The sequence below is a fragment of the Skermanella aerolata KACC 11604 genome (assembly GCF_000936425.1).
In the GTDB taxonomy this organism is placed as follows: Bacteria; Pseudomonadota; Alphaproteobacteria; order Azospirillales; family Azospirillaceae; genus Skermanella; species Skermanella aerolata.
The window spans coordinates 83,494-100,220 of sequence record NZ_AVFK01000022.1 but is presented as its reverse complement, the minus strand read 5'-3'; the positions used below and the strand labels follow the sequence as shown (position 1 = coordinate 100,220).

18 protein-coding genes are annotated in these 16,727 nt (G+C 63.9%); 7 read left to right on the top strand and 11 right to left on the bottom strand.

Annotated elements, in window-relative coordinates:
* Nucleotides 1–46 precede the first annotated feature (46 nt).
* Complete coding sequence (locus N826_RS23615) at nucleotides 47–1,111, bottom strand: calcium-binding protein (protein ID WP_044432823.1); 1,065 nt, start codon at nucleotides 1,109–1,111, stop codon at nucleotides 47–49.
* Between the two features lie 545 nt (nucleotides 1,112–1,656).
* Here N826_RS23615 and N826_RS23610 point away from each other — a divergent pair.
* The gene (locus N826_RS23610) at nucleotides 1,657–2,349 is read left to right on the top strand and encodes a DUF2076 domain-containing protein (RefSeq protein WP_044432822.1); all 693 of its coding nucleotides are present in this window, start codon (nucleotides 1,657–1,659) and stop codon (nucleotides 2,347–2,349) included.
* 70 nt (nucleotides 2,350–2,419) lie between these two features.
* Complete coding sequence (sbmA, locus tag N826_RS23605) at nucleotides 2,420–3,664, top strand: peptide antibiotic transporter SbmA (protein ID WP_044432821.1); 1,245 nt, start codon at nucleotides 2,420–2,422, stop codon at nucleotides 3,662–3,664.
* Between the two features lie 27 nt (nucleotides 3,665–3,691).
* Here the strand turns inward: sbmA and N826_RS23600 are convergent, their stop codons facing one another.
* The 9 genes from N826_RS23600 to N826_RS23560 form a co-directional block, all read right to left on the bottom strand.
* Complete coding sequence (locus N826_RS23600; protein ID WP_211099360.1) at nucleotides 3,692–4,141, bottom strand: DoxX family protein; 450 nt, start codon at nucleotides 4,139–4,141, stop codon at nucleotides 3,692–3,694.
* Between the two features lie 100 nt (nucleotides 4,142–4,241).
* Nucleotides 4,242–5,354, bottom strand: coding sequence for a 4-hydroxyphenylpyruvate dioxygenase (gene hppD / locus N826_RS23595; protein ID WP_044432819.1), 1,113 nt, complete (start codon nucleotides 5,352–5,354; stop codon nucleotides 4,242–4,244).
* A gap of 88 nt (nucleotides 5,355–5,442) precedes the next feature.
* Nucleotides 5,443–5,775 carry a cupin domain-containing protein gene (locus tag N826_RS23590; RefSeq protein WP_044432818.1) on the bottom strand — a complete coding sequence of 111 codons (333 nt, stop codon included), beginning with the start codon at nucleotides 5,773–5,775 and terminating at the stop codon, nucleotides 5,443–5,445.
* A gap of 5 nt (nucleotides 5,776–5,780) precedes the next feature.
* Nucleotides 5,781–6,812, bottom strand: coding sequence for a quinone oxidoreductase family protein (locus N826_RS23585; protein WP_044432817.1), 1,032 nt, complete (start codon nucleotides 6,810–6,812; stop codon nucleotides 5,781–5,783).
* Complete coding sequence (locus N826_RS23580; RefSeq protein WP_044432816.1) at nucleotides 6,809–7,714, bottom strand: beta-keto acid cleavage family enzyme; 906 nt, start codon at nucleotides 7,712–7,714, stop codon at nucleotides 6,809–6,811. Before N826_RS23580 ends, N826_RS23585 begins: the two co-directional genes overlap by 4 nt.
* 29 nt (nucleotides 7,715–7,743) lie before the next feature.
* Nucleotides 7,744–8,505, bottom strand: coding sequence for an SDR family NAD(P)-dependent oxidoreductase (locus N826_RS23575; RefSeq protein ID WP_044432815.1), 762 nt, complete (start codon nucleotides 8,503–8,505; stop codon nucleotides 7,744–7,746).
* Between the two features lie 61 nt (nucleotides 8,506–8,566).
* Nucleotides 8,567–9,538 carry a tripartite tricarboxylate transporter substrate-binding protein gene (locus N826_RS23570; RefSeq protein ID WP_044432814.1) on the bottom strand — a complete coding sequence of 324 codons (972 nt, stop codon included), beginning with the start codon at nucleotides 9,536–9,538 and terminating at the stop codon, nucleotides 8,567–8,569.
* A 143-nt stretch (nucleotides 9,539–9,681) separates the two neighbouring features.
* On the bottom strand, nucleotides 9,682–10,590 hold the full coding sequence (locus N826_RS23565) for a dioxygenase family protein (RefSeq protein WP_084721094.1): 909 nt from the start codon (nucleotides 10,588–10,590) through the stop codon (nucleotides 9,682–9,684).
* Between the two features lie 91 nt (nucleotides 10,591–10,681).
* Complete coding sequence (locus tag N826_RS23560) at nucleotides 10,682–11,116, bottom strand: winged helix-turn-helix transcriptional regulator (protein WP_044432813.1); 435 nt, start codon at nucleotides 11,114–11,116, stop codon at nucleotides 10,682–10,684.
* Nucleotides 11,117–11,199: 83 nt separating this feature from the next.
* On the opposite strand from N826_RS23560, the gene N826_RS23555 reads away from it, so the two are divergent.
* From N826_RS23555 to N826_RS44285, 5 genes are all read left to right on the top strand, one after another.
* Nucleotides 11,200–12,075, top strand: coding sequence for an SDR family oxidoreductase (locus tag N826_RS23555; protein ID WP_044432812.1), 876 nt, complete (start codon nucleotides 11,200–11,202; stop codon nucleotides 12,073–12,075).
* Between the two features lie 188 nt (nucleotides 12,076–12,263).
* The gene (locus N826_RS23550) at nucleotides 12,264–13,286 is read left to right on the top strand and encodes a LacI family DNA-binding transcriptional regulator (protein WP_044432811.1); all 1,023 of its coding nucleotides are present in this window, start codon (nucleotides 12,264–12,266) and stop codon (nucleotides 13,284–13,286) included.
* Nucleotides 13,287–13,360: 74 nt separating this feature from the next.
* The gene (locus N826_RS23545; protein ID WP_044432810.1) at nucleotides 13,361–14,224 is read left to right on the top strand and encodes a phytanoyl-CoA dioxygenase family protein; all 864 of its coding nucleotides are present in this window, start codon (nucleotides 13,361–13,363) and stop codon (nucleotides 14,222–14,224) included.
* Between the two features lie 279 nt (nucleotides 14,225–14,503).
* Complete coding sequence (locus tag N826_RS23540; protein WP_044432809.1) at nucleotides 14,504–14,734, top strand: hypothetical protein; 231 nt, start codon at nucleotides 14,504–14,506, stop codon at nucleotides 14,732–14,734.
* A 119-nt stretch (nucleotides 14,735–14,853) separates the two neighbouring features.
* Nucleotides 14,854–14,994 (top strand): nucleotidyltransferase domain-containing protein, encoded by a 141-nt coding sequence (locus N826_RS44285; protein ID WP_169789407.1) that lies wholly within the window; start codon nucleotides 14,854–14,856, stop codon nucleotides 14,992–14,994.
* Between the two features lie 610 nt (nucleotides 14,995–15,604).
* On the opposite strand, the gene N826_RS23535 is transcribed toward N826_RS44285, so the two are convergent.
* Entirely contained in the window at nucleotides 15,605–16,534 is a 930-nt protein-coding gene (locus N826_RS23535) for a dihydrodipicolinate synthase family protein (protein WP_044432808.1), read from the bottom strand.
* Nucleotides 16,535–16,727 lie beyond the last annotated feature (193 nt).

The following is a 16,727-nucleotide window of genomic DNA, read 5'->3' as shown; positions in this document are numbered from 1 at the left end:
TCGTCGGTCCGGAGCATGGCAAATTGGCGTGGTTTCGGCTCCTCTATCAGATGAAGAAGTAATCCACTCCTTCTTCCAGTCCCGTCTTGTCGACCGTCACGGTCGTCACACCGAAGTTGTAGTATCCGTTGGATTCTATTTCGAACTCGGTCTTGCCGCCGACTTCCGTGACGGTGCTCTTGATCGATCCGCCCCAGCTGTCGTCGAAATAGATCCTGTCCCCGCCATAGGCGCCGGCGCCGTTGAAGCCGGTAATGATCGCATCGACAGGAGCGGTGGCGTCGAAGTAGATCCGGTCACTGTCGCCGGTCCCGCTGACGACAGTGTCCCTGCCGCCCGTGACGTAGAAATCGTCGTTGCCGCCGCCGCCGCGCATCGTGTCGCTGGCGCCGTAGCTGCGGAACACGTCGTTGTTCGCGGTTCCGGTGATGTCGATGCCTTTGCCGACGGAGTAGGTTCCGCTGAATTCCAGCTTTCCAGCTCCCGTAACGGTGAGTTTCTCGACTTCCTGGAAGTGTCCGACATCGATGGACTGGTACTTGTTGGGAGTGGGATTGTAGAAGTAGATGTCGCCGGCGTTCCGGCCACTCATGTTGACCTGGGTCAACGACGCTTTCTCAGCCGTGCCGGACGTATAGGTCGCCTTGTTGTAGATGTTCAGCGTATCGCTGCCAGCGTCGCCGTCGAGCACGCTGTCCGCGAGATAGTCACCAAGCTTGCCTATGTTGCCCGTGGTGGGATCGTAGTAGAGGCTGTCGTTGCCGTCCCCGCCATACAGGAACGCACGGCCGGTCCCGCCCTTGATGATGTCGTTCCCGGCTTCGCCCTTGACGGTGTCCGTCCCGGCATCGCCATAGAGGCTGTCGTCGTCGGCGCCTCCGTACAGGATGTCGTTGCCGGTCGAGCCGTAGAGGGTGTCCTTACCGGACTCGCCGCGAAGAACGTCGTCGCCGGTTTCCCCATACAGCTTGTCGTTCCCCGTTCCACCCCACAGGGTGTCGTTGCCGGCACGCCCATAAAGATAGTCGTTGCCACCATAGCCGTAGATGGTGTCGGCGCCGGAGGTTCCGTATTTCGTATCCGCCTTGTCGGTACCTTTGATGATAGCCATGGGATTTGCCCTGTTTTTAAGGGAACTCATCTTCCCACAACTTTAGGCATCAAAGATGCGAGCGCCCGGTATAGGCCATGAGATAGTTTTGGATTATTACGGCTACCGAGACATCTTATGAGAATATAATGAAACTAATTTACAGTCATAAGGGGCGGTGATGAGAATGCCGAAAGGGGCTGCCTAAGCATTATTTTCCATAATCAATATTATAAGGTTTGACCTCACTACCGGTGTCGTCACAGAAAAACGGCCCGCTCCCGGTTGGGTGGCGGACCGTCCAGTTATTCAATGGAGGCGAGGTATGCAACGTACAATTATATAACCACACCCCAGCGTAATGGGTGCAAGGCGCATTGTGAGTTAGCCGTATGGGTAACTATAGGTTGCATTACAGATAAAAATACGCGGACATTATCTTCAATCCGGCATCTTCGATCCGGCTTTTCTGAATAATTGTTAATTTGGGCCGATTTGGATCGGCACGTAAGATCCGCACCGAAGCCTCGCGGCTTCAGTCGCGTGATTTTTCGGGAGAGTCCACCATGACTCCGCAGGAAAAAGAACTGATTTCCTCGCTGATGGGCAGGCTGAAGAAGGTCGGGTCCGAGCCGAAGGATGCCGAGGCGGACGTGCTGATCCGGCAAGCCATGGAGGAGCAGCCGGACGCTCCGTACCAACTCGTCCAGACCGTGCTGATCCAGGACATGGCACTGAACCAGGCACAATCGCGGATCGCCGATCTGGAAAGACAGCTTGCCGGTGCCAAGGCCCGGATGCAGCCGGCCAGCAGCTTTCTCGGCGGGCTTGCCGCAGGGACCGGAGCGGTGATGCCGCCGTTCGGTCCGTGGGGACAGCCGGTGCCACAGCCAGCGAACCAGCCCGGTCATGATCCGGTCGGCGGCTATGCGCGGCCAGATTACGCACCCCCTGCCCCTCCTGTCCCCCATGGCGGCTTCCTGCGGTCGGCGGCGACCACGGCGGCCGGCGTCGCCGGCGGCGCGCTGCTGTTCGAAGGCATCCAGTCGATGTTCGGCCGTCACGCCGACGGCATCCTCAGCGGTGTCGCCCAGCAGCCGGCGATAACGGAAAACGTGGTCAACAACTACTATTACGGCGACGACTCAAGCGATCCGGGAGATCCGCAGGACTTCGGCGCCGAGGACGTGGACACCGGGCAGGATTTCCAAGGCGACGACGGCGTCGGCGACGATTTCGGCGGCACCGAAGACATCTGAGACCGGAATTATATTCTTCATACGGGGAAGAGGTTATACCGGAAAAATCAAACACGGAGAGTTCAAAGGCATGTTCGTAAGCTTCTTCCCCGCGCCCCGCTTGTTCTTCGGGTCGGTCGTGCTGTGGATCGCGATCTGCGTGGCCGTCTGGTACATGGGGGCCGATTCCCTGGGCGAGTGGTTCGGACTGGGCGAGGTTGCCGCCGAAGAGGGCGCCCGGACTGTCGGCGTCGAAGTCTTCTGGTCGCCGCCCTTCCTGTGGTTCTATATCTATTATGCCGTCGCGGTGGCGATCTTCGCCGCCTTCTGGATGTGGTTCGCGCCGCATCGCTGGGCGCACTGGTCGATCCTGGGGTCGGCGCTGATCCTGTTCGTCACGTATTTCCAGGTTCAGGTCAGCGTCGCGATCAACGACTGGTATGGCCCGTTCTACGACCTGATCCAGACAGCACTCGCCAAGTCGGGGCCGGTTACGGTCGAGCAGTTCTACCTGTCGCTGCTGGACTTCGCGGGCATCGCCTTCATCGCCGTTGCGGTCGGCGTGCTGACCCGGTTCTTCGTCAGCCACTATATCTTCCGGTGGCGGACGGCGATGAACGACTACTACATGTCCCACTGGGGCCGGCTGCGCCTGATCGAAGGCGCCTCGCAGCGCGTTCAGGAAGACACCATGCGGTTCTCGACCACGGTCGAGGGCCTGGGCGTCAGCCTGATCACGTCGGTCATGACGCTGGTGGCCTTCCTGCCGGTACTGCTGCGGCTGTCGGAGTCCGTGAAGGAACTTCCCCTGGTCGGCGAAGTCCCGCACGCCCTCGTCGTCGTCGCCATTCTATGGTCGGCTTTCGGGACGGCCTTCCTGGCGCTGGTCGGCATTAAGCTGCCGGGGCTGGAATTCCGCAACCAGCGGGTCGAGGCGGCGTACCGCAAGGAGCTGGTCTACGGCGAGGACCACGCCGACCGGGCAAGGCCGCCGACGGTGGCGGCGCTGTTCGGCAATGTGCGCCGGAACTATTTCCGGCTGTACTTCCACTATATGTACTTCAACGTCGCGCGGATCCTGTATCTCCAGACCGACAACATCTTCCCCTATGTCGTCCTGGCCCCGACGATCATCGCGGGCGCGATCACGCTGGGAGCGATGAACCAGATCCTCAACGCGTTCGAGCAGGTCAGGTCGTCGTTCCAGTACCTCGTCAACTCCTGGACGACGATCGTCGAGCTGCTGTCGATCTACAAGCGCCTGCGTGCGTTCGAGGCGGCCATCGTAGGCGACCCGCTCGATGCGATCGAGCAGGTAGCGCCCTCGACGGTCTGAGTGCTTGGGCGCGGGATCGGCGCGGGGTCAGAACTCCTTGCCGATCCTGCGGTCCACCGAGAACCGGCCGCCGCCATGGACGGCGAAGAACAGGGTCATGCCGACCCACAGGATCGACTTTTCCGACCCCGACCAGCCCTGGTCCTTGAAGATCCAGTGATAATAGATCGTCACCAGCAGGATGACGGACGCGGCGACGGCCGCCGGCCGGGTCAGCAGGCCCAGCGCCAGCAGCAGACCGCCGAAGAACTCTGAGAACGAGAGCAGCGGCGACCAGAAGGTGCCGGGCACGAAGCCCAGGCTCTCGACCATGCCGACAGCAGCGAACGGGTCGGTGACCTTGCCGTAGCCGTGGACCATCAAGGCGACGCCCGCGATCCCGCGCATCAGCGCGAACGTCAGGTCGCCGAAGGCGGCGTAGACCCGGCGAAGCGGCGGAATGATCAGGCGGGTGCCGTACGAAGTAGATCCGTTCAAGGAAGCCATATCCGGTGTCCGAGCCTTCATCTGTGACAGAATATCAGCCCGAAGGGTAGATGAAGCCTCCCCATTGTGCAACGCACAACGGACCTGACCTTCACGCCTCCTGCCCTATCACTCCGCGCCGGATCTGGTCTTCCTCGATGCTTTCGAACAAGGCCTTGAAGTTGCCTTCGCCGAAGCCCTCGTCGCCCTTCCGCTGGATGAATTCGAAGAAGATCGGGCCGATCACCGTCTTGGAGAAGATCTGGAGCAGCACCTTGGTCTGGCCGCCATCCACCACGCCCTCGCCGTCGATCAGCAGGCCCAATTCGCGCAGCCGCTCCAGCGGTTCACCGTGGTTGGGCAGACGTCCGTCCACCTTGTCGTAGTAGGCTGCGGGAGGCGCCGGCATGAACTCCAGCCCGCGCTCCCGCAGGTTCGCCACCGTTTCGTAGATGTCGCGGCAGCCGCTGGCGACGTGCTGGATGCCCTCGCCCTTGTAGTCCTTGATATATTCCTCGATCTGGCTCTTCTCGTCGGCACTCTCGTTGATCGGGATGCGGATCTTGCCGTCCGGGCTGGTCAGCGCCTTGGAGAACAGGCCGGTGTGCCGGCCCTCGATGTCGAAGAAGCGGATCTGCCGGAAGTTGAACAGGCGCTGGTAGAAGTCCGCCCAGACGCCCATGTTGCCGCGCCGGACGTTGTGGGTCAGGTGGTCGATGTAATACAGCCCGGCCCCGGCCGGCTCCGGCTCCCGCTCGCCGGTCCAGAAGAAATCGACGTCGTAGATCGATCCCCGGTCGCCATAGCGGTCCACGAAGTAGAGCAGGCTGCCGCCGATGCCCTCAATCGCCGGGATGTTCAGTTCCATCGGGCCGACCCGCGTTTCCACCGGCTTGGCGCCCAGGCCGACGGCGCGCTTGAAGGCGTGTCCGGCATCGGCGACGCGGAAAGCCATGGCGCAGGCGCAGGGGCCGTGCTGCTCGGCGAATTGGCGGGCGAAGCTGTCGGCCTCGGCGTTGACGACGAAGTTGACCTCGCCCTGGCGGTAGAGCGTCACGTCCCTGGAGCGGTGCTTCGCCACCGCCGAGAACCCCATGGTCTGGAACAGGGCGTGGAGCTTTTCGGGTTCGGTCGAAGCGTATTCGACGAACTCGAACCCATCCGTGCCCATCGGGTTCTCGTCGGAGATTACGGCTCGCGGTGCGTCGTGCGGATATGGACCCATGGTGCCCTGCTCCCTGCTCGCTGCTAAGACCTCCCTTTCAAAGTTGTGCAGCGGACAGGACATTATCAATGATCGATGATCCTTCTCGTCATGCCGGCATGACGAGAAGGATCGCGGCGGGTTGGCCGGTCCGGTTGGCCAGCGCGCGCTTCTCGCCGGGAGCGATGCGGACGCTGTCCCAGGGACGCAGCGTCGCTTCCTCCTCCCCGTTGGAGATCACGACCTCGCCTTCAAGGACGACGTACATCTTCTCGACCCCCGACGCATCCAGCGTCGTTCCGCCGCCGGGATCGATGCGGGAGAGGCCGAGCCAGACGGTGTCGGACGGCCCGGCCTCCCGCCCTTGAAGGCGCGACATGCGCATCCGGTCGTGGCCGGGGGCGTCGTAGGCCGGAGCCGATTCGAAGCGGACGACGTGCATGGCCCTTAGCCCTCCCCGGCCGGACGCAGGATCACGCGGTCGCGCGACGATCCCAGCACGGTCCGATAGGCCTCCGCCGCGTCTTCCAGGCGGTAGACGGAGTCAGCCTGGATCGGGAAGGGGCGCAGGTCGCCGCCGGCGAAGCCGGGGACCAGTTCGCGCAGCAGATCCGCCGTCTCGACCGAGGAAAGCGCCAGCGTATCGATGCCGACATAGGTGTGGCGGCCGCGATAGAAGGCGAAGATGTCGAACTCCACCGGCTTGAAGACCGATGCGATGAATATCTGCCGGCCGAGCTTGGCGAGCGACTTGGCCCCCGCCGCGTAATACGGCTCCCCGACCGTGTTGTAGACGATGTCGGCGCCCTTGCCGCCGGTCAGTTCAAGCACGCGCGCCGCCACGTCCTCGGACGCGGAATCGACGATCTCGACGGCGGAGGTGGCATGCCCCTGATACGCTTCGGCGCGGCGGACGACGCCGATCGCGCGGGCGCCCCTCCAGGTCGCGATCTGGACCGCCGCCTGCCCGACCTTGCCGTTGACGCCCAGGACCAGCACCGTGTCGCCCGCCTTCGGCATGCCGGCGCGGCGCAGTCCCTCCAGCGCCGTGACGAAGGGCACACCTATGCCGGCCGCCTCCTCCAGCGTCACGCCGTCGGGCTTTTCGACCACGGCATCGGCTTCGACCGTCAGGTGCGTCGCGTGGGTGCCGTCGCGGCGGATGCCGAGGTCGCCGGACGAGCCGAAGACCTGTTTGCCGACCAGATCGGCCGGACCGTCGACGACCGTCCCGGCGAAGTCGCGGCCCGGCGTGCGCGGGAAGACGGCGTAGGGCATCAGGCCCATCGCGGCCTTGACGTCGGACGGGTTGACGCCGGCGGCCGCGATCTCGACCAGGACGTCGTCGGGGCGCTGGATACCCAGGGAGAAGCGCTCGACGGCCGGCTTGACGCTGGCGGCGTCCGCCGCCTTTTCGTGCAGGCGGAGGCTGGTCGCATCGACCGCCATGCGGCTGTGGGAGGAGAGTGCGGCGGTCATTGCGGCTGGTTCCTGTTCTTGGTGAGTCCGAGTATTTCGCGGGCCTGGACCGGGGTGGCGATCTCGCCGCCGAGGTCCTCTACGATGCTGCGCGCCTTGGCGACAAGGGCGGCGTTGGACGGCGCCAAAAGGCCGCGCGACAGGTAGATCCCGTCTTCAAGCCCGACCCGGACATGGCCGCCGGCAAGGTAGGACAGGGCCACGGTCGGGAACGACGCGCGCCCGATCCCGATGGCGGTGAAGGTCGCGTCCGGCGGCAGCAGGTTGCGGGCGTAGAGCACGGTTTCCATGCCCGGCTGGAAGCCGTAGCGCACCCCCATCACGAAGGAGCAGAGAACCGGGCCGGCGAGAGTGCCGTCCTTCAGCAGGTCGGCCATCAGGGCAATGTCGCCTGAGTCGAACAGCTCGATTTCCGGCGTCACGCCCGCCTGCCGGATGACCGCCGCCATGCGGCGGACGGTTTCGGGCGTGTTGATGACGACTTCCCGGCCCGAGTTCATCGTGTTGAGGTCGAGCGTGCAGATATCGGGCCGCAGCGCCGCGATATGGGCGACGCGCGCTTCGGGCGGCATCAGCGTGGTGCCGGGACCGGCGATCTTCGGGTCTTCGGCGGAGGGCACGAAGCGCCCGCCGGGTCCGGTCGTCAGGTTGATGATAAGGTCGGCGTTCTTCTCCCGGATGCGCTCCACCACTTCCCGGTAGAGCGGCAGGTCCATCGAGGGCTTGCCGGAGGCCGGGTCGCGGACGTGAAGATGGACGACGGACGCTCCGGCCTCGGCGGCGCCGAGTGCCGCTTCGGCGATCTCGCCCGGCGTGATCGGCAGGTAGGGCGTCTGGTCCGGCGTCGTCAGGTTGCCCGTGACGGCGCAGGTGATGATGGTTCTTCGGTTCGGCTGGCGCATGTTCCCCCTCCCCTTTCTGTATGTCTGGCTCAAAGCGCCCGGCCGCCGTCGACCTGGATCGTGTGTCCGGTCGAATAGCCCAGCAGCGTGGCGCAGGACGTGATGGCGGCCGCGATGTCCTCGGCGGTGCCGATCCGCTTGAGCGGAGTGGAGGCCGCCACCTTGTCGTTGAAATCGACGTTGCGGCCCGGCACGAAGCCGGTATCGACGACGCCGGGTGCCACGGCCAGAACGCGGATCTCCGGGGCCAGGGCGCGAGCGAGCGACTTGGTCATCACGTCGATGCCGGCCTTGGCGGCGCAGTAGGCGATGGAGGAGCCGACGCCGGTAAAGGCGGCGATGGACGATATCGACACCACCAGCCCATCGCCCGAGGCCTTGAGCAGCGGCGCGAAGGTGCGGATCGTGGCGAACTGGCCGCGCCAATTGACGGCGAACATCCGGTCGATCAGCTCGTCGTCCAGCGCTTCCAGGTCGGCATGCGGCACCGGCTTGGTGAAGCCCGCCGCGTTGATCAATATGTCGAGCCGGCCATAGCGCTGCTGGACGGCGTCGCGCAGGGCGATCAGCGACGGTGTGTCGGCGACATCGGCGGGAAAGGCGGAGTGGCCGGTGCCGGGCAGATCAGCGATCAGGCCGGCTGCCGCATTGGCGGTTTCCGGGCGGTCGAGATGCGTGACGGCGATCCGGGCTCCTGCTTCGGCCAGCATCCTGGATGTCGCGGCGCCGATGCCGCCGGCTCCGCCGACGACGAGCGCAACTTTCCCTTCGAGGGAAATCGGGTATCCCATGGCGAGGTACTTTCTTTAAAGGAAGGAGGCGCCGGCGATCAGTCGGCGAAGACGCCAGCGATCAGTCGGCGAACACGCCTGCGGCCTGGACGATCGGCTTCCAGCGCTCGATCTCGGCCTTCAAATGGCTGTCGAGTGCTGCGGGAGTCGCCTGATCCAGCGGCACCGGCTCGGTTCCCAGATCGGCGAAGCGCTTGACGACATTCGGGTCCTTCAGGGCTGCCTGGAGAGCGGCTTCAAGCTTGCTCACCGCCGCGGCCGGCGTTCCCTTGGGCGCCCAGATGCCGTGCCAGATCGAGACTTCGAAGCCGTCCAGACCGGACTCCGCCAGCGTCGGCAGGTCGGGAAGCGAGCCGAGGCGCTTGTTGACCGTGACGCCGTAGGCCTTGATGTTGCCGGACTTGATCTGGCCCGACGTATTGGTGCTCTGATCGCACATCACGTCGACCCGGCCGCCGATAAGATCGGTCATCGCGGGGGCCGTCCCCTTGTAGGGAATGGTCGTCATCGGCACGCCCAGCGCCTTCATCAGCACCATCCCGCAGAGATGGGACGCAGATCCGACACCGGCATTGACCAGGGTGACGTCTTCCTTGTTCTTCGTGATGTAGCCGAGCAGGTCGCCGGCCGAAGCGGCTTCCATCGTGGGCCGGGCGACCAGCGTCATCGGCACGTCGGTGACGCGCCCGACCGGCGTGAAATCCTTGGCGGGATCATAGGGAAGCTTGCGGTAGAGCGAGACGCTGGTCGCCTGACCGATGTGATAGAGCAGGATGGTGTGCCCGTCGGGGTCGGCCTTGGCGACGCGGGCGGCGCCCAGCGTCCCGCCGGCCCCGCCGACGTTCTCGACAAGCACCTGCTGGCCGAGCATCCGGGTCATCGGCTCCGCGATCAGGCGTCCGACGGTATCGGTCGGACCGCCGGCGGCGAACGGCACGATCATCGTGATCGGCCGGCTGGGAAATTCGGTCTGGGCGTAAGCGTTGGTGCCGGCAAGGATCAATGCTGCGGCAAGAAGGGTCGTGCGGCGCATGGTTATGCCTCCCTGTTTTGGACGCTATTTGGGTCTGATGGGGACGTTTGTTGGGCCACGGCCCAACCTACAGGCTCGTGCTTCGTAGGTTGGGCCGTGGCCCAACAGCACGCCGTCAGTAATTCGCGTTAAAAGAAAGGTTTTTACTTGATCGGCGGCGTCGGAAGTCTTGCTTCGCCCGGTTCCATGACGAAGGTATAGTCCAGCGTGTATCCCGTCCCGGCCTTCTTGAAATCGCCGATCAGGTGGCGCGTCACCCCGAAGACGACATCGGTTTCAAGATGCTGGTCCTCGTCCACGAAGACCTGCGTGATCAGCGTCTTGTATCCTTCGCGGAATGCGAGGAAATGCAGGTGTGCCGGGCGGAACGGATGCCGCGCTTGAGCACGCAGCAAATCGCCGGCGGGGCCGTGGGTCGGGACGGGATAGCCGGCGGGGCGGATGGAGCGGAAGCTGAAGCGGCCTTCCGCATCCGTGGTGAACTTGCCCCGCAGGTTCATATCGGCCTGGGTGTCGTCCTGGTTCTCGTAGAGCCCGACTGGAGAAGCCTGCCAGACATCGACCTCCACCCCTTCGATCCCCCTGCCCTGCGGATCGACGACCCTGGCATCGACCAGCAGCGCCGGTCCGGGTGTTTCGCAGCGGACGATCGAGCCGCCGTTTTCAGTGCGCGGCGAGTTCATCCGCCAGAACGGCCCGAGCAGCGCCGAAGCGGTTTCAGTCGCTCCGCCCGCACCGTTGTTGAGCAGGCAGACCAGCGTCGAGAAGCCCAGCACGTCGGAGAACAGGATGCCCTCGTTATGGGTGTCGTTGGTCGCCTGCCCGATGCGGTTGAGGAAGTCGATGCCGAGGTCGAATTCCTCCTCCGTCAGGTTGACCTCGCGGGCGAAGGCATGGAGGTGGCGGACCAGCGCCGCCATGACTTCCCGCAGCCTCGGGTTATCCGCGCCCTGCATGGCGGCCAGCACGGTTTCCGTGACGGTGTTCTGGTCTTCGATGATCGAGGATCGCGTTTCCCGTACCTCAGGCAGCGGCTTTTCCAGCGTTGCCATGGTTTCCTCCCGGTGTTGTGCAATCGATTGCACAGAGTTTCTGCAATCGATTGCACAATGTCAACCAGTTTGTTTGCTGTCTCAGGAAAAATCAGGCCGGGCTTGAGGCGTCGAACCGTCGTCGCGCATCCTCGATCTCTCCGTGGCGGCTTTCCGCCCAGAAAACCAGTTGGGCAAGCGGGTCCAGCACCGACCGCCCCAGCGGCGAAAGGCGGTATTCGACGCTCGGAGGTTTCGTCGGAAAGACGTGACGGGTGATCAGCCCGTCCCGCTCCAGATCGCGGAGGGTCTGGGTCAGCATCTTCTTGGAGATGTCGGGGATTAGCCGCTGCACCGCGCTGAACCGTCGGCCCTCCTTCGCCAGGGAAATCAGGATCAGCGCCGTCCACTTGTCGCCGATATGGTCGAGCACGTTGCGCACTGGACAGCGCGCGGCATCGAAGCCGAATTTCTGCCATTCGTCGAAGCGGTCGGCCAGTTCGGGTACCGGAACCTGGAGGAGGTTCCCTGCGAGTGCCCTAGTCACGAAAAGCTGCCTCCTTACACCGGTCGAACATAGTCTCTATTATAGACCATATCTTCAACAGAGACCAGATCGAGGGATCTCCCATGTCCAACCCATCGCATCGCTATCTCGTGACCGGCGCCAGCGGCCAGCTCGGCCGCCTCGTGGTCGAAGGCCTTGTCCGGAAGGTTCCTGCCGAGCAGGTAGCGGTGATCGTCCGTAATCCGAAGGCCGGTGAAAGCCTGGCGGCGCTTGGCGTTGAGGTCAGGATCGCCGACTACGCCAAGCCGGAGACGCTGGACGCCGCCTTCGCCGGGATCGATCGGGCGCTCCTAATTTCATCAAGCGAGGTCGGCCAGCGCACCGTGCAGCATCGCAACGTCATCGATGCCGCCAAGCGGGCCGGTGTGACCTTCTTGGCCTATACCAGCCTGCTCCATGCCGATACGTCGCCGCTGGGCCTCGCGGTGGAACACCGGGAAACCGAGGCGGCGCTGAGTTCGTCCGGCATTCCGTTCGCGGTGCTGCGCAATGGCTGGTACACCGAGAACAAGGTCATGGCCATACCGGCGGCGCTCGAGCACGGAGCCTATCTGGGAAGCGCCGGCGAGGGACGTTTCTCCACGGCCTCCCGCGCGGATTATGCCGAGGCGGCGGTCGCCGTCCTGCTTGCCGACGACGCCGGGAACGGCTGCATCTACGAACTGGCGGGAGACCGGTCGTTCACGCTTCCAGAGTTCGTTGCAGAAGTCGCCCGGCAGTCCGCCAAGCCCGTGGCATACAAGGACCTGCCGGAGGCGGAGTACAAGTCCGTCCTTCTCGGCGCCGGCCTTCCGGAACACTTTGCCGAGTTGCTGGCGGACTCCGACGCTGGCGCCGCCAAAGGGGCGCTCCTCGATGAAAGCGGACAGCTCGGCGCCCTGATCGGCCGGAGGACGACACCCTATGCGGCGACGATCGCCGAGGCGCTGCGCGGCTGATGCCGCCGATGCGGCCGATGCGGCCGGACTGCTTGCCGGAGCGCCCGGCCGGCCACCGTTCGTCACGCCGCCGACCGCCACCGTGCGAACCGTTTTTTACCATTGTGGTTTGACCGTCTGTTATCACTGGATAGCTGCCCCAGTACGGACAGCGGGAGCGTAGCGAACGAAACGAGGATGCCGTGACGATGAATGAACTGACCCGCCAGCCCGCGACCTTGCAGGAAGTGGCCGATGCGGCCGGCGTTCACCGTTCGACGGCGTCCAGGGCGTTGAACCCGGAGAAATCGCACCTGATCGGGCAGGATGTCGTGGAGCGGGTCCAGGCCGCCGCTCTCCGGATGGGCTATCAGCGCGACGTTCTGGCGGCGGGGCTGCGCACCCGGCGGTCGCGCCTGATCGGCGTGGTGGTGCCTGACATGGCGAACCTCGTCTTCGCGCCGATCCTGAGCGCCATCGAAACGGTGCTGGCGGAGAACGGCTATTCCGCGCTGATCGCGAATGCCGGCGGCGGCGTCGAGCAGCAGATCCGGATCGTCGATCAACTGATAGCGCACCGAGTCGAGGGCGTGGTGCTGGCCACCGCGCAACGCGACGACCCCGTGCTGACGCGCTGCCTTGAGGCCGGCGTTCCCGCCGTGCTGGTCAACCGGGCGGAGACCGGGACCAGGGCATCGACCGTGATTTCGGACGATATCGGCGGCATGCGGCTGGCGGTGGAGCATCTGGCCAGCCTTGGCCACCGGCGCATCGGCCACATCGCCGGCCCTCAGCATCTTTCGACCGGCGTACTGCGGCGTCAGGGTTTCGAACAGGCGATGGCTCGGGCCGAGCTGCCCGCCGGAGCCATCGCCGTCGCCTCGGCCTATACCCGCGACGCGGGGCGGGTGGCCGCAGCGGAACTGCTGGATCGCCACCCGGACCTGACGGCTGTCGCCACGGCCAACGACCTGCTGGCGCTGGGCCTCTACCTGGAAATGCGCGCCCGGGGACTTGCCTGCCCCAAGGATATCTCGGTCGTGGGCCACAACGACATGCCGCTGATCGACATGGTCGATCCCCCCCTGACCACAGTGCATATCCACCACGGCGACATGGGACGGCAGGCGGCGGAGCTTCTGCTGAAGCGGATCGTCAGCCAGGAAGCGGCGCCGGTCACCCGGATCATCGAACCGGAACTGGTGCTGAGGGGCTCGACCGCTCCGCCATAAAGGAGGGTCGTTTCCAAAGACGAAATTTGATATACTTTGTAAATTGATGTGGAGGGATCGGGGAGACGGTCGTCATGACGGTGAGTTTCAGCTCCGTCGCCTATGATGCGGACACCGTAGCGGATTACCGCCGCGACGGCTTCGCGATCGTCCGGGGCGTCTTCGACCCATCGGAAATAGCTGTCTTGGCCAAGGCTTTCGACCGGCAATACGCCGCAGGTCTGCCCCATCCGCGCGATTTCCGCCACGGCAACCTGATGGTTCGGGTCGGTTCCGATCCGGCATTGGGCAGGATCGTCAAGATGGTGCAGTGGCCGTCCTACGGCGATGCCGATCTGGCGGCCGTGCGGACCGACATGAGGCTGTTCGGCCTGATGGCCCCGCTGCTCGGCGCCGATATCAAGCAGATCATCAACCAGCTTCACTGGAAGCCTGCCGGCTCCCTGATCTCCGACTTCGCGTTCCACCAGGACGCCCGCTTCCGCAAGCCGGCGGCGTGCTACCGCAACCTTGCCGAAAGCTACGTCCAGACCGGCATCGCGGTCGATCCCCACACGGTGGAAAGCGGCGCGCTGCGCGTGATCCCCGGCAGCCACCGGCTGGGAGCGCTCGACCTGGGCCGCGACGCCGTCATGGGCAGCGGCACACCGGAGGACGCGCTGAGGCAGGCCGGCATCGACCCGGACCGGCTGGTCGATGTCCTGCTGGAGCCGGGAGACGTCGCCTTCTGGAGCCCCTACCTGATCCACGGCTCGGGCCGCAATCTCAGCCCGCGCGACCGCCGCTTCTACCTGAACGGCTACGTCAGGGCGGCGGACTGCGATCGGGGAGAATGGGCCTGGAAAGCCGGCCGCCCCTGCCCTCTCGGTGCTCCGGTCATGGTGCATTACGAGGAATTGATGGAGCGGCCGGACCCGCATTACGTCGGCGAGGGGTGAGCGTCACCCGACCCTTCCCCGAAGTGTCGGCAGCGGTATCCGGGTGCGCAGGTCGGGCCGCTTAAGCCCGACACTCTGACGTCCCTGACAGCTCCAATCCTTCGGTCGCTGGTATCCTCCCTGCCGCATTCTCCTTGATGAGGATGAGCTTGCCTGACTCCAAACTCACGGTGTTTTAATTTGTCGCCGTAGCGATGGCTTCATGAAGTCCTATAGCCCGTCGTTCGGCAATATGTACAAGCCTACTGCTGTGACGAAGCTTAACAAGGAGCAAGGGGAATGCCTGGCATCAACGTCCCTGACTCCAGAGCCGCCGATTTTACAGACGTTGAAGCTGTGAAGAGCGAGTCTGAGATCGTCAAAGCCGATGACTGTGTGACAGCCGCAAAATCTGCACTCTTCGATACTCCACCCGCCAATTTCCGCATTGGTATCGCGAAGGGCCGTTTCATTGCACCCGATGACATCGACACAGATAAGGAGTTTATCGAGAAGCTGTTCATCGCATGAATTGAAGCAGGTCGACGACGGGTTCTTCCGTCGTGGGCAAACGGGCACATACCTGGACGAGATGCCGGACGAACTCCAGGACCGCTTTTGGTCGTCTGGCAGAGCGACGTGAAGCCGCCGTGCGGGCCGTCCGCAACGCAAAAAAGATCGCATTGGAAGCAGGAGGAAAGCTGGTGGTTTTCGGCTCCCTGGCCGAAGGCGGATTTCACGAGCGCTCCGACATCGACATCGCCTTGATGTCGATCCCCCGCCGACTGTGACGCCGACGTTGCCGTGGATGTGGAACTGGCGCTGGCCGATGCCGGCTTCGTTTCGATCATAACTCCCGAGCGCTTCCTGTCCCCATCGCTGCGTGACCGAATCAAGGAGCGGGGCGAGAACCCTGCGCTTTAGGCTGATGTTCCCCGCGATCTGGACGCGGCCACTCGATGCGCCAAATCGGCTGTCCAGTGTGCGGTGTCCTTGAAAGATCACTCCGAAGACATGGACGATGATGTCCGTTAGAGCCGCCAAGCAGCCATTTGACTGTTGCCATTCATTCCACGAGCGCTAAGCATTAGCCGGTCTGAAGCGTTGAATGTCGGGCCTCTTCAGCCCGACATCTCAGCCGGAACTCATCGATCAATCTTCAATGCCGTCGGTGTGATTTCTGACTGCTAGATCATACACCGCCATCGAATTGACCTTCCGCTCAGGATAGGCTAAAATTCCTCCAGCCTACTCCCGAAATCCGTCAACTCCGTCCCCTACTCCGCTGCATCCCCAGCCGGAGCGATCCCACATGCCTATTTCGGAAACAGGAACCATGTCATCACTCCGGCCCATACAGCTCAGTCTAAATGATTACATTTGCGTACAATCGCTGTCGCATCATCCCCAGCGCAACACCAGCGGGTCAAGCCGCTTTGCCGTGTCCAACAGCCCCGCCCGCGTCGCCGGGTGCATCGGCGTGATAGGATGACGCGGGGCGTCGCAGCGGATCACGCCGCCTTCCTTCATCAGCGCCTTGGCCGCCAGCAGCCCGCATTGGCGGTTCTCGTAGTTGATCAGCGGCAGCCAGCGGGCGTAGCCGGCGACTGCCTCCTCCCGGCGGCCCGCCAGATAATCGTCCACGATCGGGCGCAGCCCGTCCGGGTAGCCGCCGCCGGTCATCGTTCCCGTGGCGCCGGCGTCGAGGTCGGCCAGCAGCGTGATCGCTTCCTCGCCGTCCCACGGGCCTTCGATCGCGTCACCGCCGAGCTGGATCATCTCGCGCAGTTTGGACGCGGCCGCCGCGACCTCGATCTTAAAATAGGCGACGTTCTCGATCTCCTTCGCCATGCGGGCGAGGAACGGGGCGGACAGCGGGGTCCCGGCCGCCGGGGCGTCCTGGATCATGATAGGGATGTCGATGGCATCCGACACCGTGCGGTAGAAGTCGTAGATGCCGACCTCCGGCACGCGGATCGTGGCGCCATGGTACGGCGGCATCACCATGACCATGGAGGCGCCCGCCTCCTGTGCCCGCTTGCTCCGCGCGGCACAGATCCGGGAGCTGAAATGGGTGGTCGTCACGATCACCGGCACGCGTCCGGCGACATGGTTCAGGATGGTGGAGGTCAGCACCTCCCGCTCGTCGTCCCCCAGGACGAACTGCTCGGAGAAGTTCGCCAGGATCGACAATCCGTTGGAGCCGGCGTCGATCATGAAATCAAGGCAACGCTTCTGGCCTTCCAGGTCCAGATTGCCGGACTCGTCGAAGATCGTCGGCACGACGGGGTAAACGCCCCGGAAACGTGGGTTTTTAGCTGAATGGCTCATGATTTTGCGGCCTCTCCCTCTGATTTGTTCTTGGGGCGAACAATATCCGGGCATCCCGCTCCGGGCAACTCCACCGCCCCCCGGCTCTCCAAAGAAGCGGCTGGACTGCCACTTCTGCTGTCATGGACGGCAGCTGCTAAAAAGCATTCAATCCTTTCTTAAAATTGACCTTTCGCAAAATCTTCCCGGATGA

What these genes read in the sequence shown, in the direction of transcription:
- N826_RS23570 (WP_044432814.1), bottom strand. Translation starts at nt 9,538, where the DNA reads ATGCGCCGCACGACCCTTCTTGCCGCAGCATTGATCCTTGCCGGCACC.
- N826_RS23610 (WP_044432822.1), top strand. Translation starts at nt 1,657, where the DNA reads ATGACTCCGCAGGAAAAAGAACTGATTTCCTCGCTGATGGGCAGGCTG.
- hppD (WP_044432819.1), bottom strand. Translation starts at nt 5,354, where the DNA reads ATGGGTCCATATCCGCACGACGCACCGCGAGCCGTAATCTCCGACGAG.
- N826_RS23545 (WP_044432810.1), top strand. Translation starts at nt 13,361, where the DNA reads ATGACGGTGAGTTTCAGCTCCGTCGCCTATGATGCGGACACCGTAGCG.
- sbmA (WP_044432821.1), top strand. Translation starts at nt 2,420, where the DNA reads ATGTTCGTAAGCTTCTTCCCCGCGCCCCGCTTGTTCTTCGGGTCGGTC.
- N826_RS23590 (WP_044432818.1), bottom strand. Translation starts at nt 5,775, where the DNA reads ATGCACGTCGTCCGCTTCGAATCGGCTCCGGCCTACGACGCCCCCGGC.
- N826_RS23585 (WP_044432817.1), bottom strand. Translation starts at nt 6,812, where the DNA reads ATGACCGCCGCACTCTCCTCCCACAGCCGCATGGCGGTCGATGCGACC.
- N826_RS23615 (WP_044432823.1), bottom strand. Translation starts at nt 1,111, where the DNA reads ATGGCTATCATCAAAGGTACCGACAAGGCGGATACGAAATACGGAACC.
- N826_RS23575 (WP_044432815.1), bottom strand. Translation starts at nt 8,505, where the DNA reads ATGGGATACCCGATTTCCCTCGAAGGGAAAGTTGCGCTCGTCGTCGGC.
- N826_RS23550 (WP_044432811.1), top strand. Translation starts at nt 12,264, where the DNA reads ATGAATGAACTGACCCGCCAGCCCGCGACCTTGCAGGAAGTGGCCGAT.
- N826_RS23535 (WP_044432808.1), bottom strand. Translation starts at nt 16,534, where the DNA reads ATGAGCCATTCAGCTAAAAACCCACGTTTCCGGGGCGTTTACCCCGTC.
- N826_RS23555 (WP_044432812.1), top strand. Translation starts at nt 11,200, where the DNA reads ATGTCCAACCCATCGCATCGCTATCTCGTGACCGGCGCCAGCGGCCAG.
- N826_RS23565 (WP_084721094.1), bottom strand. Translation starts at nt 10,590, where the DNA reads ATGGCAACGCTGGAAAAGCCGCTGCCTGAGGTACGGGAAACGCGATCC.
- N826_RS23540 (WP_044432809.1), top strand. Translation starts at nt 14,504, where the DNA reads ATGCCTGGCATCAACGTCCCTGACTCCAGAGCCGCCGATTTTACAGAC.
- N826_RS23580 (WP_044432816.1), bottom strand. Translation starts at nt 7,714, where the DNA reads ATGCGCCAGCCGAACCGAAGAACCATCATCACCTGCGCCGTCACGGGC.